General features: G+C 29.6%; 19 protein-coding genes and 1 tRNA gene. 5 read left to right on the forward strand and 15 right to left on the reverse strand.

Annotation, left to right across the window (positions count from 1 at the left end; genetic code table 11):
* Positions 1-132 precede the first annotated feature (132 nt).
* Genes CW733_RS10735 through CW733_RS10750 form a run of 4 tightly spaced genes read left to right on the forward strand, consistent with a single transcriptional unit; the run spans position 133 to position 3,907 of the window.
* Positions 133-1,104: a lysylphosphatidylglycerol synthase domain-containing protein gene (locus tag CW733_RS10735; RefSeq protein ID WP_100997177.1), complete on the forward strand. Its 972-nt coding sequence runs from the start codon at positions 133-135 to the stop codon at positions 1,102-1,104.
* Positions 1,101-2,246, forward strand: coding sequence for a glycosyltransferase (locus tag CW733_RS10740; RefSeq protein ID WP_100997178.1), 1,146 nt, complete (start codon positions 1,101-1,103; stop codon positions 2,244-2,246). The genes CW733_RS10735 and CW733_RS10740 overlap by 4 nt, the downstream gene beginning before the upstream one ends.
* Positions 2,247-2,300: 54 nt before the next feature.
* Entirely contained in the window at positions 2,301-3,176 is an 876-nt protein-coding gene (locus CW733_RS10745) for a hypothetical protein (protein ID WP_100997179.1), read from the forward strand.
* Positions 3,176-3,907, forward strand: coding sequence for a Bax inhibitor-1/YccA family protein (locus CW733_RS10750; RefSeq protein ID WP_100997180.1), 732 nt, complete (start codon positions 3,176-3,178; stop codon positions 3,905-3,907). The genes CW733_RS10745 and CW733_RS10750 overlap by 1 nt, the downstream gene beginning before the upstream one ends.
* Before the next feature lie 59 nt (positions 3,908-3,966).
* On the opposite strand, the gene CW733_RS10755 is transcribed toward CW733_RS10750, so the two are convergent.
* The 4 genes from CW733_RS10755 to CW733_RS10770 form a co-directional block, all read right to left on the reverse strand.
* A complete protein-coding gene (locus tag CW733_RS10755) occupies positions 3,967-4,443 on the reverse strand; it encodes a hypothetical protein (RefSeq protein WP_100997181.1) in 477 nt (158 codons plus the stop codon).
* A gap of 113 nt (positions 4,444-4,556) precedes the next feature.
* The gene (locus tag CW733_RS10760) at positions 4,557-5,255 is read right to left on the reverse strand and encodes a PDZ domain-containing protein (protein WP_100997182.1); all 699 of its coding nucleotides are present in this window, start codon (positions 5,253-5,255) and stop codon (positions 4,557-4,559) included.
* Positions 5,256-5,559: 304 nt separating this feature from the next.
* Positions 5,560-7,020 (reverse strand): M56 family metallopeptidase, encoded by a 1,461-nt coding sequence (locus CW733_RS10765; protein WP_100997183.1) that lies wholly within the window; start codon positions 7,018-7,020, stop codon positions 5,560-5,562.
* Between the two features lie 4 nt (positions 7,021-7,024).
* Positions 7,025-7,393, reverse strand: a complete 369-nt coding sequence (locus tag CW733_RS10770; protein WP_100997184.1) for a BlaI/MecI/CopY family transcriptional regulator — start codon at positions 7,391-7,393, stop codon at positions 7,025-7,027.
* Positions 7,394-7,626: 233 nt separating this feature from the next.
* Between CW733_RS10770 and CW733_RS10775 the strand changes: the two genes are divergently transcribed.
* Positions 7,627-8,124: a DUF456 domain-containing protein gene (locus CW733_RS10775; protein WP_100997185.1), complete on the forward strand. Its 498-nt coding sequence runs from the start codon at positions 7,627-7,629 to the stop codon at positions 8,122-8,124.
* A gap of 269 nt (positions 8,125-8,393) precedes the next feature.
* On the opposite strand, the gene CW733_RS10780 is transcribed toward CW733_RS10775, so the two are convergent.
* The 11 genes from CW733_RS10780 to trxA form a co-directional block, all read right to left on the reverse strand.
* Positions 8,394-9,074, reverse strand: a complete 681-nt coding sequence (locus CW733_RS10780; protein ID WP_100997186.1) for a response regulator transcription factor — start codon at positions 9,072-9,074, stop codon at positions 8,394-8,396.
* Positions 9,075-9,092: 18 nt separating this feature from the next.
* Complete coding sequence (locus tag CW733_RS10785; protein WP_100997187.1) at positions 9,093-11,108, reverse strand: tetratricopeptide repeat-containing sensor histidine kinase; 2,016 nt, start codon at positions 11,106-11,108, stop codon at positions 9,093-9,095.
* Positions 11,109-11,198: 90 nt separating this feature from the next.
* The gene (locus CW733_RS10790; RefSeq protein ID WP_100997188.1) at positions 11,199-11,381 is read right to left on the reverse strand and encodes a hypothetical protein; all 183 of its coding nucleotides are present in this window, start codon (positions 11,379-11,381) and stop codon (positions 11,199-11,201) included.
* A 54-nt stretch (positions 11,382-11,435) separates the two neighbouring features.
* Positions 11,436-11,618: a hypothetical protein gene (locus tag CW733_RS10795; protein ID WP_100997189.1), complete on the reverse strand. Its 183-nt coding sequence runs from the start codon at positions 11,616-11,618 to the stop codon at positions 11,436-11,438.
* 54 nt (positions 11,619-11,672) lie between these two features.
* Entirely contained in the window at positions 11,673-11,855 is a 183-nt protein-coding gene (locus CW733_RS10800) for a hypothetical protein (RefSeq protein ID WP_100997190.1), read from the reverse strand.
* Positions 11,856-11,909: 54 nt separating this feature from the next.
* Positions 11,910-12,092 carry a hypothetical protein gene (locus tag CW733_RS10805; protein ID WP_100997191.1) on the reverse strand — a complete coding sequence of 61 codons (183 nt, stop codon included), beginning with the start codon at positions 12,090-12,092 and terminating at the stop codon, positions 11,910-11,912.
* A gap of 54 nt (positions 12,093-12,146) precedes the next feature.
* A complete protein-coding gene (locus CW733_RS10810) occupies positions 12,147-12,329 on the reverse strand; it encodes a hypothetical protein (protein WP_100997192.1) in 183 nt (60 codons plus the stop codon).
* Between the two features lie 469 nt (positions 12,330-12,798).
* Positions 12,799-12,872 (reverse strand) — tRNA-Asp (locus CW733_RS10815).
* A 77-nt stretch (positions 12,873-12,949) separates the two neighbouring features.
* Positions 12,950-13,879, reverse strand: coding sequence for a DUF58 domain-containing protein (locus CW733_RS10820; RefSeq protein ID WP_100997193.1), 930 nt, complete (start codon positions 13,877-13,879; stop codon positions 12,950-12,952).
* A gap of 117 nt (positions 13,880-13,996) precedes the next feature.
* On the reverse strand, positions 13,997-14,542 hold the full coding sequence (locus CW733_RS10825; protein ID WP_100997194.1) for a ClpP family protease: 546 nt from the start codon (positions 14,540-14,542) through the stop codon (positions 13,997-13,999).
* An 81-nt stretch (positions 14,543-14,623) separates the two neighbouring features.
* Positions 14,624-14,941, reverse strand: coding sequence for a thioredoxin (gene trxA, locus CW733_RS10830; RefSeq protein WP_055447606.1), 318 nt, complete (start codon positions 14,939-14,941; stop codon positions 14,624-14,626).
* Positions 14,942-15,137: the final 196 nt, after the last annotated feature.

Below are 15,137 nucleotides of genomic sequence, written 5' to 3' on the forward strand. Positions count from 1 at the left end.
AATTTAAGCGAAAATTAGGAGCTTTAAAGTTTAATGAAGACTTTTTCTAATTGCATAGCATCGTTCTGGAATTAGAAAAAGACGAAATTTAACTTTAAAACAACAATTTTTTAGCAAATTAAAAAGGTTAAAATGAGTTCACCATCATACAAAACTAAACAATTCTTTTTTGTACTTATTAAATTAAGCATAGTTGTTGGTGCTTTTTATTTTATTTACAACAAATTGGTAAATAATAACACTTTAGACTTTTCTGAATTCACGACTTACTTAACTGAAAATAACATTTTTTCAACTAAAAACATTCTTTTGCTACTGTTTTTAAGCAGTTTTAACTGGTTTTTGGAAACCTTAAAATGGAAAACATTAGTTTCTTCTATTAAAAAAACGACATTCTTAGAAGCTTTACAACAAAGTTTAGGCTCGCTTACAGCATCACTTTTTACACCTAATCGTATTGGTGAATATGGCGCAAAAGCCATCTATTATGCAAAACACTACAGAAAGCGTATTGTACTTTTAAACCTAATTGGTAATATAATGCAAATGGCAGTTACTGTCGTTTTTGGAGTTATAGGCTTCTTTTTCTTTGCGCAACACTATCCTATTGAAATTAGTACGCATAGAGTGTCTCGATTCTTAATTATTATTTTAGTTATTTTCGGTTTATCGCTCTTCGGAATAAAACAGAAAAAGTATAAAATAAAAGGATTCTCTATTGAAAAAGTAAAGCAATTTATAAAAGACTTACCTTTTAAAATTAGTGCGCTTACTTTTTTAGTTTCAATAGTACGTTACTTGGTATTTTCGTTTCAGTTTTATTTTTTACTACAGCTTTTTGGCGTAAAACTAAACTATATAGAAGCCATGGTAATTATAACATCTATGTATTTATTAGCTTCTGTAATTCCATCAATATTTATTTTCGATGTGGTTGTAAAAGGTAGTATTGCAGTCTATTTATTTTCATTTGCAGGTGTGAATGAGTTTACCATTCTATGTATTATTACTATAATGTGGCTGCTAAATTTTGTGCTTCCAAGTGTTTTTGGAAGCTATTATGTGCTTAATTTTAACTTCGACAAACAAAACAATTCATTATGATTTTACTATTTACAGTAATAACCATTTTGTATTTGCTACTAATTTTAGTGCTCGCTTTTGGTTTCGATAAAGTTGATTATTTTAAAGCTGAAGACCTAAAGGCTGAAACTAAATTATCGGTTATTATTCCGTTTAGAAATGAAGCTAAAAATTTACCAGAATTGCTTGCTTCAATTGAAGTATTAAATTATCCAAAATCGCATTACGAACTTATTTTTGTAGATGATGAATCTAGTGATGATTCGGTTGAGATTATTTCAAAGGTTAACGATATAATACCTAGTCTATTCGGAATCACTCTAACAGATATTAAAATAATTAATAACGTAAGAACTTCAAAGTCACCAAAGAAAGACGCTATTACTTTAGCTATAAAAATAGCAAAATACGATTGGATTGTAACCACAGATGCGGACTGTGTACTGCCAAAATTCTGGCTCGACACTCTGGATTGTTTTATACAGAAAAAACAATGCAAAATGGTTGTTGCTCCAGTTACTTACCACCAAACAGATTCGCTATTAAAACGCTTTCAATTATTAGATTTCTTAAGTTTAATTGGTGCTACAATTGGTGGTTTTGGTATTGGTAAACCATTTTTGTGTAATGGTGCAAATTTGGCTTACAAAAAGGAATTATTTTTAGACCTTAATGGTTTCAATGGTAATAACGAAATTGCCAGTGGAGACGATATTTTTCTGCTTCAAAAAACAATTAAAAATAATAAAAGCGATGTTAAGTTTCTAAAATCTGAATCTGCAATTGTAAAAACGAAAGCACAACCAACACTTAAAACATTAATATCTCAACGCAAGCGTTGGGCTGCAAAAACATCAAGCTACAACTCTACTTTTGGAAAAGTGGTTGGCTTAATTGTTCTATTAATGAATGCTGTTTTAGTTTGTGGCTTAACGTTTGTTCTGCTTGGGTTGCTTCATTTTAAACTAATTCTTTATATTTTTATAATAAAAAGCCTTGTTGATTTCTTATTACTTTTTAAAACTGCTAGATTTTTTGATCAAGAAAATCAGTTATCTAGTTTTATATTTTCAATTTTTTTATATCCTTTCTTTAGCGTTTATATTGCCTTTATTTCTTTGTTTACAAAATACAAATGGAAAGACAGAAGTTTTAGTAAGTAATATATAAGTCAGTTAAAATATTTACTTTTACAAAGAATCCAATCTACTTACATTATGAAAAAATTCATCTTATTATTTAGCTTACTTGCTTTTAGCAATTTTACTTTCTCTCAACAAACTTACACTGTTGGAAATGAAACTTTAGAACTTAAAACTGAAACAGAAGGTGCTTTAGATCTACTTTGGAACACTATAAACGAGCAATATCGCTACTTTATTAAAACCGAAGACGGGAAAATTATTGAGCTTAAAAACACTAAAGGCACAAACAATAAATACCAAGAAGAATATAGGCCTACACTAACAAAATTAACGTCTATGGATGTTTCTAAAGTAAATTTAACGACTTACAGTCTTAAATCGTTTATAGATAAATATAATAGCTCTAAAGACTCTAATTACGTTGCAAGCAAACCAAGATCTAAAGTAAAACTAAGATTAGGCGTTTTTGGAGGCGTTACTAATAATCCATTTAACAAAAACACTAAAAACCAAAAAGCTGCACTTTTTGGAACAGAACTAGAAGTAGCATCAGACAATGCAGACTCAGCACATTCTGGTTTTTTAAATGTAAGACATACTACAGATAGTGATGAATTTCAATATTCTGCAACTCAAATTGCTTTAGGCTATCGTTATCGTTTTATTAATAAAGCTAATTTTAATATTTATGCGCAAACAAAGTTTGCCACTTTTACTAGTTCTAAAATAACATATACAATTGTAGATCCTAATGATGCTAGTGCTTTAATAACAGTAGAAGATAATGCTACAGGTTTCGATGCTCCTTTTATATTTGGTTTAGGTGCAGATATTAAATTAGGAAATGGGTATTTAACTTTAGTTTACGATTCTATTTTCGCAGCTGCTTTAGACGCTCAAGGCAACTTTTCAATTGATTTTGCTATTGGATATAAATTTAATTTATAATGTCTCTTTTAAAAACTTCTAATCCAGTTTTTACACCATATTTCTGGCAAGACAACCAAGTTTCATCAAGTAAAATGACGGTTTCTGGTATTGTAATAAAAACATTAGCTATGCTTTTTATTACCACAACAATTACTATTCTTATTTGGAAATTATATGCTAATGGCACAAATATAAAATGGTATGGAACTGGTGGAATGCTTGCTGCTATTGTAATTAGCATTGTACTTTCTATTAGGCAACAATGGGCTCATATTTTAGTACCTTTATACGCTATAGCTAAAGGATTTTTTCTAGGCGGTTTTACAAGTTATATAAAAGCGCAATTTCCAGAAATGCCTTATCAAGCAATTGGCGTAACTCTTATTACTTTTTTCACCATATTAATACTTTACCAAACACGAATTATGGTGGTAACAAAAAAGGTTAAAAGTGTTATTATAACGGTTTGTTCTGCCATATTTCTAGTGTATATTATTTCTTGGATTTTAAGTTTTTTTGGTATTCGTTCATTTATTTCGGGAACAAGTTGGCTTGCAATAGGTTTTAATGTTGTCGCTGCTACTTTTGCGGCCTTATCTTTTTTATTAGATTTCGATTTTATAGAACGCTATAAAAACAAAGCTCCAAAATATAAAGAATGGATGGCTTGTTATGGCTTATTGGTAACTATAGTTTGGTTGTATGTGGAGATTTTGAGGTTGATGAAAAAGTTAGCTATTAGGTTTTAAATTCTTCATACAAACTCTTATTTAAGAGTTTTACTAAAATGGATAATGAGCAGATTAACCTAATTAACAATAATAACTATAGGTAATTTAAATTCCGTTTTTACTGGTTGATTACGTTTAATAGCAGGAAAAACCTGAGGCAAAGTGTTTAGACTATTTGCAATCATGTTTTTAATTTCGGGAATTTCTGTTTCGGTAGTTTCGTTTAAATCGATATGCTTAATTGTAATTTCTCCTAGTTCGGAAATTTGAAACTCTAACACCACAGTGTCTTCTATATCTTGAGAAACAACAATCGTTTCATTTTGTAAACGCGACGTTATGTGTTGTGATAATGTGTTTTCAAAACAAGTTTTCTTCTCTTCCTTTGTTTCAAAAGTATCACAAGCAGAAAACGCTGGATAAGTATCTACAGCATTCCAGTTGACCATTTTTATTTCTTCGTTGTAAATAGATTCTGAAGTTATTTTTTTCGCATTAAAGTACTCGCAAGATGTTGCGCAAATAATTAATAAAAAAATGAAGGTTTTTTGCATGGCTTTAACTAACACCAATTTAGATTGGTATAAAACTGAAAAGTACAATATATTATCTTAAAATAAAAAAACCGAAGCTCATGCTTCGGTTTTTAAAATATATAATAAAATTACTATTCTCTATTTACAGCAAAAAGCTTTGAGAATGTAGCATCTATATTTGTTATTCTTATAATATAAATACCATCTTGAAGCTTATTTACGGGTATTATTTCTTTTAATTTTCCAGAATCTAGTCTTTTAGAATACTCTTTTACCAACACTCCATTTGCCATATAAATACCAAACTTATAATTGCCTTGGATTAAAGTCTTAAACGAAATGCTTAAATTCTCTGCTGCTGGACTTGGGAAAACGCTAATATTATTCTCGTTTAATAAAGACACTGTTTCTTCGCAACATACTTCTTCTTGTACAACCCTAGTTGTTTTAGCACCTAAAGTTACTATTTTTGTAATGGTTTTTCCTTTTCTTAAAATAGTAAAATCTACAGCATCGAAAGGCGTGTAAGATTTTATTAATTTCATTACATCACCTCTTCTATTAACTTCTATATTATTAACTTTTAATACAATATCATAGATTTTAAAATCGTTACCTGCCGCTGCTGTTTTTGTTACCACTCTTAAGATAACAACGCCTTTATCTGTTTTAGTATCTTTATCACATGGACTTACAAATTGCACACCCAAAAAAGCACCTTCATGAACTATTTTATCTATTACACATGTCTTTTTACAATCTAAATATTGTGCAAACGACAGCGTCATGAAACTTAAAAAGGTGGCAAAAAACAGTAATTGTTTTTTCATTTAATCTAATTTGAAATCTAATATATTTTATATTTATCGATCAAGCTACAATCTAATAAAAATTTAAATCTATAAAGACTAAAAGTGTTTTTATCGACAAATAACAATGCTTGTTTTAATTTTTATTCTCTTCAGTTTTAAGACTGCGCTTTGCTAATTTATAGATTGCTTTTTGATGTTACAATTTTTAAGTAATATTATGATTTTAAAAAACTCCTGTTAGTTATAAAACTATTTAAAACATATAAAACCGAAGACTGTGCTTCGGTTTTAATAGATATTAATGCTACTATATTTATTCTAATCATTCTTTAACGTTGAACATTATTGGTAGATCGAACGTTATATTAGCAAGTTTTCCATCATGCTTTCCTGGTTGCACTTGTGGAATAAGTTTAACTACTCTTCTTGCTTCTTTTTCTAGTTCTGGATGTGGTGCTCTAGTTTTAACATCTACAACGTTTCCTTCTTTATCAATAGTAAATCTTGCATATATTCTCTGTTTCCCTTTTAAACCTAGTGATTTACCAAGATCTAAATTAAAATTGTTGGCTACTATTTTATTAATTTTATCACTAAAACATTTTCTTTGATCATCGTTTGAAGCTGAAGTATCACAACCTGGAAAAACAGGAACTTGACCAATTATGGCGAAAGAGATATTTTCTTCGATTTCTATTACTTGGTTAGCTGTTTGTGTTGTTAATGTGCCGCTACTAGTTTCATTATCTTCAAGATTAGCTTTAAGTTCATCAATAATAAATTCTGCAAGTTCTAAACGTTCTTCTTTAGAAAAATTACTATTTTGAGTATTCAATTGATTTCTAAATTCTTCAACAGCCTGTTCAAGTTCTGCATCTAGTTCTATAGCGATAGCTTTGTCAATTTTTTCATCACTTGAACAAGATGTATAAAACAGCATCCCAATTACCATTGGAAATACTAATAAATACTTTACTAAATGAATTTGTTTTGATTTTGATTTGCTTAACATAATGATTCGTTTTTTGATTAATGATTGTTTAAAAAATGGATTGATGAATGACACCTTTTCGGTATCGAAAACTTGTGATAATAAATTTTGATAATAATGGACTTTACTACTCGATTTTACTGCTTTAAAATCTGCTATAAACTCATGTAAATTAGCTATTCTTTTTTGATACATATAAATTAATGGATTAAACCAAAAAAGGATTTTTAAAACTTCGAAAAACAGTAAGTCCACACTGTGTTTTTCTTTAATGTGTTGTAACTCGTGCGTTAAAATAGTCTGCCTATCTTCCGGGTTTATGTCTTTTCCTAAAAAAATATAATTAAAAAACGAAAAGGCATGTTTACTATTTGCCAACTCAACTAAAAAGGCTGTTTCAAATTTAATTTTTGGGTTTTTATAAGCCATTGCTATTAACTTATAAAACTTAAAAATAAATAAGACTAATGATATTGCACAACCTAAGTATATAAGATAGTACCAACTAAAAACAAAACTAGAAGCGCTTTCTGCACTCAAGCCTTCTATACTACTATTTAGGGTAGTATTAGCTTTGCCTATAATAATTTCGGGCAAACTATAAATGTATTCTTTAGGAATTACTGTTTTAAAACTATCTACTTTTACAAATGGCAACACTATAGATAATACTGCCGAAGCCAGTAAATAAAACCTATTCCAATTAAAGAATGTCTCTTTCTTTAAAAATACATCGTAAACCATTAAAAACAATAATTGAAAAACGATCGTTTGTAAAATATAATGTAGCATAATATTATTTTTTAGTTGTGTCTTTATCTATTTCCTTTAAAACAGATTCTAGATCGTTTAAATTGATATCGTTTTTCTTCATAAAAAAAGATACCATGCTTTTAAAAGAGCCTTGAAAGTAATTATCTACTAGTTTATTTATAGATTGGTTACTGTAGTCTTGTTTCTCTAATAACGGAAAATAAATATGCCCTTTCCCTTTCTTTTCATAATCTACAAAACCTTTATTTTCTAAAATTCTAACAATAGTAGAAACAGTATTGTATGCTGGTTTTGGCTCAGGAAACTCTTCTATTATTTGCTTTACATTGGCTTTTTTTAATTGCCAGAGTACTTGCATGATATCTTCTTCTGCTTTTGTAAGTTGTTTCATGTGCCTATATTATTTGTTTTTTTGTTACATGCTGTTCGCTTTTAGTCATTCTCTTAAATGGTAAAATTTTTAACATGCTCGTTTCACCTTAAATTGGTGTATTTTTAATTCGATTTCTACAGTTTTAAACTAAATACTTAGTTCAAATATAACTATTTTTTTAGTTTAAACTAATTTTTTAGTTATAAATGTAACTTTTATTCTTTTAAAGCGTCATATAATAAAATACTACTATGGATATCTTTTTAACCATTCTTGGCTTCCTTTTCATGATTATTGGACTTATTGGAAGTTTTCTTCCAATATTACCTGGACCTCCTTTAAGTTGGGTTGGTTTACTATTGCTTTATCTTACTGATGCTATACCAGATAACTGGACGTTTTTAGGGATTACATTAGTTATTGCATTACTAGTTTTTGCATTAGATTATGTTATTCCTGCAATAGGTGCGAAAAGGTTTGGAGGAACTAGAGCTGGAATGATTGGTACAACTATTGGGCTTATTGTTGGGATTTTAGCTCCAATTCCTGGAGGTATAATTATTGGGCCTTTTGTTGGTGCTCTTATAGGTGAATTATCTAACAAAGCAGATTCTCAAACGGCATTAAAAGCAGCTTTTGGATCTTTTCTAGGTTTTATTACAGGAACTTTTATAAAGTTTATTGTAGCAATAATATACTTTGGAATGTTTATTAATCTAGTTTGGGATTATAAAAACGTAATCTTTTAAAATAAAAAAAACCTTGTAATTCCTGAGAAGAAAATACAAGGTTTGTGTAAATGTGCTATTACCAACTAAATCCTAATTGAATATTGAATTCAGTTACCTATGATTGTTGATAAGACAAATTTAGATAATATAAAACTACGCAATTACGGTTTTTACCGTAACTAAAAAACACAAATCTTTAAAAACATCAATAAAACCAGTACGTTTGATGATTACAAAATAATCGTGTTTTTTAAAAAAATTAACATTTAAGTAAGAAAAATCCGTAATTAATCAATAAAACCATAGCCTTTGGCTTTTTCAATTAGTGTTTTTTCGTCACCTTCTTCAATTTTAAATATTTCTTTTAAAAGTTTCTTTTTCTTTTCTATACTACTTAAAGAAAGTCCCATTTCTTTAGCAATATCTTTATTTTTAATACCTCTAGAAATAAGATATAAAATACGATGGTTAACCTCGTCTACTTCTAGATTACTAAATCGTGTTTTTTTTATTGATTGGTTTACAGTACCACTATAAAAAGGTGGATTATTTAAAACTGCCTGGAAACCACTTGCTAATTCTCTTGAAGTTAAATCACTTTTTATTAAAAATCCTTCTGGATTAATTTTATTTATTACGTGATGAATACGATAAGACTCATTGAACATCGTTAGCATTACAATTTTAGATCTAGGCGATTTTTCTCTAACATACATTGCCAAATCTTCACCAGACTTAAATTTACCATCTTTAGATGGAGGCATACTAATATCAAAAAAGTAAACAGTATAGAACTCACCAAGCGAAATAGACTTATTAATTAATTCTAAAGATTCGTCGCAGTTTGTAGCAAAATCTATAATAAGATTCTGTGATTCTTTTTTTGTTGCTAACAGAGTATTTTGATAACCCTCAATAATCATTGGGTGATCGTCTGTCATTAATATTTTAATGGTTGTTTCTGCCATTGCAAAGTGTTTTCTGTATTAAATTGGAATTTTTATTTTTATTGTCGTGCCTTCATTAATTTGGCTTGCTATTTCTAGTATTCCAGAAATGGCTTCGACTCTAGATTTAATATTTTTTAAACCTATACCTTCTTTTTGTTTCGATTTATCATACCCAACGCCATCATCTATTATGCATAAAGATATTAAATTATCCTCTTGTTGCAATGTTAAATTTACAAGTTTAGCTTTTGCGTGTTTGTATATATTTTGAAGTGACTCTTGTACAATTCTATAAATATGAATTTTAGTTTTATTGGTTAAATTATCCCATTTTATTTCAGGAGCAATTTTAGTTTTATAATTTAAATTGTAAGCTGTGCATTGTGTTTCGACCAATGTGCTTATCATATCAGAAAAACTAGCATGCGAAATAAAATCGGTATTCAAATCGTGAGATACTTTCCGAATATCTTTTTCAATCTCCATTAAGTCTTTAATATAATTTTCTCGACTAACAATAGCTTCCTCTGTATTCAACATGTTAAGACTATCCAAACTTAATCTAGTACCAAACAATCTACCTAAAATACCATCGTGTATTTCTTGAGAAATTCGTTTTTTCTCTAAAGCCCTAGCTTCATCCATTTTATCTTGCTGAGATAGCATAAGGTTATAGATTTCCTCATTAGCTTCTTGTTGTTGTTGCGCAAGTTGGAGCTCTTTATTCTTCTCACGCTGTGTCTTAATAACATATAAAAACACTATAGAAAGTAAGAGCCCTATAGAAATGATTAATAACCAAAGGTTTTGTTTAGAAATTGCTTCTTTCTCTTGTATTATTACATCTGTTTCGTAATCTATTCTAGCGAATTTATTTCTTATGGAGCGTTCGGCAGTTATCAAACTGTCGTTAAACTTTATGTATTCATTTAAAAATATACTAGAAGAGTCTTTTTCAAGTTCCGATTTTATTTTTAATGTCTGAAATATAAAGTCGTTTGTATTTGTATTCTTAGCTATTTTATAAGCCAAATTAGCATATTTTTTAGCTGAATCTTTTTGGTTCTCCTTTTGTAAAAATTCCGAATAATAAGCACTAGTAGCCATTATTGCTATTTTATCATTTAATACATTTGTTAGCTCAAACGATTCTTTAAATAATGCACTAATAGTTTCTTTATTATAATTTCCACTTAAAAATAGAGAGTATCCCAAATTAGCTGTAATGTTAGCATAACTTGAAGAATCTCGAGTTTTCAAACTTTTATCTTCTAATATTTCATTAAATAATTTTACTGCTTGTTTATAATCTCCTGATCTTCTGTAAATAGAAGCTATATTATTCTTAGAGTAAACTCTATAAAAGTATTCATTTGGATGTCCTTTTATAGCGATAAAAGCTAACTCGTGATATTCTAGTGCTTTCTCAAAATTTTTAAGCTCCCCAGAAATTATACCAATTAAATTATACCTAGACCATTGTAATTCAATATTTTCATCTGTTTTAGGAAGATTCTTTAATGTTTTTAAAGCACTTACTGCATTTATTTCCGCTCCAATATAATCACGCTCAGAATGTTGAATATCACTCATATTAATCAACACGTCTAAATAACTTTTAGTATTCTCTAAAGTCTTAAATTGCTTAACAGCTTTTGAATAATAAAAATATGCACTATCCAATCTTAATTCGTCGTGATAAGCAAAACCTAAAATATAATTTGCATTTGCAGACGCTATAGTATCTCTACTCTTATCTGCTAATTTTAAAATTTTAAAATTAACCGATTTAAGTGCCTCTATATCCCATTGATTCAAATAAACAGAAGATAATGCTTTATAACTTTTAATTTCTGTTGAGTCTTGAGCATAAAAGCTAGAAAAATCTATTGCTTTTTTTGCATAAACAATTCGTTCTTCAAAAGTGAAATCAATGTTTTTAGAATTGTTCCTAAAAATTAAAATAGAATCAAGAGTACTATTCGATGAGCTTTCTTGTCCAAAACAAAAAAAAACAGAGAAAAAAGGAATAAAAAAAATTGAGTATCTCAAGGTTGGCGCTTTGGTTTTATCAAATTTAAACTAAATAAAATAAAAAAACAGCCATAAAAAAGTTACAATTGCAAAGGCTCCAAAAGTATTTTATCCTTCTGTAGGAACTCTCTTTTTAGCTTTTATCTCAATAAAGGCTGTTAAATCTATATTTGGCTTAGATAATTCGTGGTTTATTGTTTCAGCCGTTGGCTCAGTTTCGTTAGATGGTAAAACGGCAGTTAATAATGAGATAGAAAAGATTGCTACTAATGTTAGTTTAAGGAATTTCATATTGTACTATTAAGGGAATTAATTTTAGTGTTGTACTACGTAAATTGTAAAAGTCTATCCTTCAGTAGGAACTCTCTTTTTAGCTTTTATCTCAATAAAGGCTGTTAAATCGATACTTGGCTTAGACAATTCGTGGTTTACTGTTTCAACTTTTGGCTCTGTTTCGTTAGATGGTAAAACGGCAGTTAATAATGTGATAGAAAAGATTGCTACTAATGTTAGTTTAAGGAATTTCATAATGTGCTATTAAGGGAATTAATTTTAGTGTTGTACTACGTAAATTGTAAAAGTCTATCCTTCTGTAGGAACTCTCTTTTTAGCTTTTATCTCAATAAAGGCTGTTAAATCGATACTTGGCTTAGACAATTCGTGGTTTACTGTTTCAACTGTTGGATCTGTTTCGTTAGATGGTAAAACGGCAGTTAATAATGTGATAGAAAAGATTGCTACTAATGTTATTTTAAGGAATTTCATAATGTGCTATTAAAGGAATTAATTTTAGTTTTGTACTGTGTAAATTGTAAAAGTCTATCCTTCTGTAGGAACTCTCTTTTTAGCTTTTATCTCAATAAAGGCTGTTAAATCGATACTTGGCTTAGACAATTCGTGGTTTACTGTTTCAACTGTTGGCTCTGTTTCGTTAGATGGTAAAACGGCAGTTAATAATGTGATAGAAAAGATTGCTACTAATGTTAGTTTAAGGAATTTCATAATGTGCTATTAAGGGTATTAATTTTAGTTTTGTACTGTGTAAATTGTAAAAGTCTATCCTTCAGTAGGAACTCTCTTTTTAGCTTTTATTTCAATAAAGGCTGTTAAATCTATATTTGGCTTAGATAATTCGTGGTTTGTTGTTTCAGCCGTTGGCTCAGTTTCGTTAGATGGTAAAACTGCTGTTAATAATGAGATAGAAAAGATTGCTACTAATGTTAATTTAAGGAATTTCATAATTATATATTTTATATTTGCTATTAATTTTAATTTAATAAAATGGCAGATGCTACCACTTTTGTAGCACTAAAAAATAAATAATTAGTAAAATAGACTATAAGTCTATACAATGGATTTCTTATTGATGCGTTTTATCGCAAAGGGATTCAATAAGAAGTGCTAATATATTATTAACAAGCAGATTAGGTGAACATAATCGATTAAATGCAACAATATTAAGACGAAAGGATAAATTTACTTTTTTATTATTAAAAATTACGTTAAACAGTAAATAAAACACTGTAAAACAAAAAAGCATCCCGATCTTCTTTTCCGTAAACGGAAGAAAAAAGGAAAGCTTCTCATCGGCTCAAGCTATTTAACTAGCTCTATACCAGCATGATGGACTACTACACCCATCAAACAACACAACTAATTTTATTGCTAAAAAAAAGCTCCAACTAGGTTGAAGCTTTTAGCAATCTTGCGGTCTGGACGGGACTCGAACCCGCGACCTTCGCCGTGACAGGGCGACATTCTAACCAACTGAACTACCAGACCGTTGCATATTGCGAGTGCAAATATAAACCGCTTTATTAATATTGCAAACCTTTTTGTGCTTTTTTTTTAAAAAAAAATCAAATAAATTTTTGACGCTCTAACATATAACTAGTTAGGATCGCATCAAAATTTTTATTTATATCTGCTTCTACATATTTAATACGGTTTTGACCACATTTTATACGCAATTCATTAAAATAACCACTAACTAAAGCTTCGTAATTAGCTTTTACCTGATCGCTATGCAAATTAATATGCTCTCCGGTTTCAACATCAACAAAACGCCTTGGCTTATTATCAAAATCAAAAGCAAGTTCTTTACTTCTATCAAAAACATGAAAAAGCACCACTTCATGCTTATTATGTTTTAAATGCCTTAGCGCTTCAAATAACTTAACCTCATCGGTAGAGGTCTGAAACATATCTGTAAACACAAAAATTAGAGAGCGTCTGTGTATTTTCTCAGCTATTTGGTGTAAGTATTGGTATGTTTCCGTTTGCTTGTTCTTAGACTTGCTTAAAGCGGCATTACTCAACTGCGCTAAAAGCATTTGATGATGACGCTCACTTCCTTTTTCGCTAGAATAAAAATCGTAAGCATCACTATAAATACTTAAACCAACAGCATCACGTTGTTTCTTAAGAATATGCATTAACGAAGCTGCTGCTAATGCAGAAAATGCAATTTTATTTAAATTATCTATTGCGAAATTTTTTATTTCAGGATAATGCATCGAACTACTATTATCTAAAATAATATGACAACGCAAATTTGTTTCGTCATCATAACGTTTAGTGTATAGCTTATCTGTTTTTGCAAAGAGTTTCCAATCTATATGACGCGTACTTTCTCCTTGATTGTAAATTTTATGTTCAGCAAATTCTGCCGAAAAACCATGAAACGGGCTTTTATGCATACCAGAAATAAAACCTTCAACAACTTGTTTTGCCAAGTGTTCAAGATTTTTAAATCCGCCTGCTTTATTTAATTCGTCTTGTAAATTCATCTTTTTTAGACACTAGACCGTTTCACATTTATAATAAAGAAAAAAGATAAGAGATAAACGCAAAACTTACACGCTACAATCTCTTATCTTTCTCCAATACCTTAGTTTCTATTTTTCTTATTCTATAATACCATCTACAATTCCATAATCTAAAGACTCATCTGCTCCCATCCAATGGTCACGATTAAAATCTTTCATTACTTCCTCATACGTTTTCCCACAATTATCTGCTAAAATCTTAGCACTTAATTCTTTTGTTTTTACAATCTCTTTAGCAGTAATTTCAATATCACTTGCTTGTCCACGAGCTCCACCACTTGGCTGATGAATCATCACACGTGCATGAGGTTGGATAAAACGTTTTCCTTTAGTTCCAACCGACAATAAAATCGATCCCATAGAAGCCGCCAAACCTGTACATACAGTAGACACATCACTTTTTAAAGATTTAATAGTATCGTACATTGCAAATCCAGACGTTACATAACCTCCTGGACTATTAATATATAAAGTAATGTCTTTAGTTTCTAAACTATCTAAATACATTAATCTATCGATAACGTGCTTTGCACTCTTATCATCTACCATTCCCCAAAGAAACACTTTTCTTTCGTCTAGTAATTTACTATCTATTGCGTCTTGCGCTTTTGTTATTTTGCTCATTTATTATTTACTTTTTTACTAAAATAAAAAAAGGTTTGCTATTACAGCAAACCTTTATCAATTCTTTATGAAAATATATTTCTATAGTAAAGCGTCGATAGCTTCAGCATATGCAGTTTTAGGTGCAACACCTACTTGTCTTCCAACAACTTCTCCGTTTTGGAATACTAATACTGTAGGTATGTTTCTTACACCGTATTTTGCTGCAAATTCTTGATTTGCATCTACGTCTAATTTACCTACAATAGCTTTACCTTCGTACTCATCGCTAATTTGATCAATAATTGGCCCAACCATTCTACAAGGTCCACACCAAGCTGCCCAAAAGTCAACTACTACTGGCTTATCGCTCTTTAATACTGTTTCTTCAAAATTTGCATCTGTGATTTCTAATGCCATAATTATATAAATTTAATTGTGTGTTTATTCACTTCTAATATACAAACTTAGTCAAAAAATATTCCAAAGCTTACAAACTTATTATTTGTTTAACTTATAGCTGCATTGATAGGGCTTATTTTAATTTGAGCGCATAAACCAGGCTTTCACTACTCGCTCTTTGCAAGGAGCTCAAACATGCCGTTCAATCCTTTGC

The sequence above is a fragment of the Lacinutrix sp. Bg11-31 genome (assembly GCF_002831665.1).
Classification (GTDB): domain Bacteria; phylum Bacteroidota; class Bacteroidia; order Flavobacteriales; family Flavobacteriaceae; genus Lacinutrix.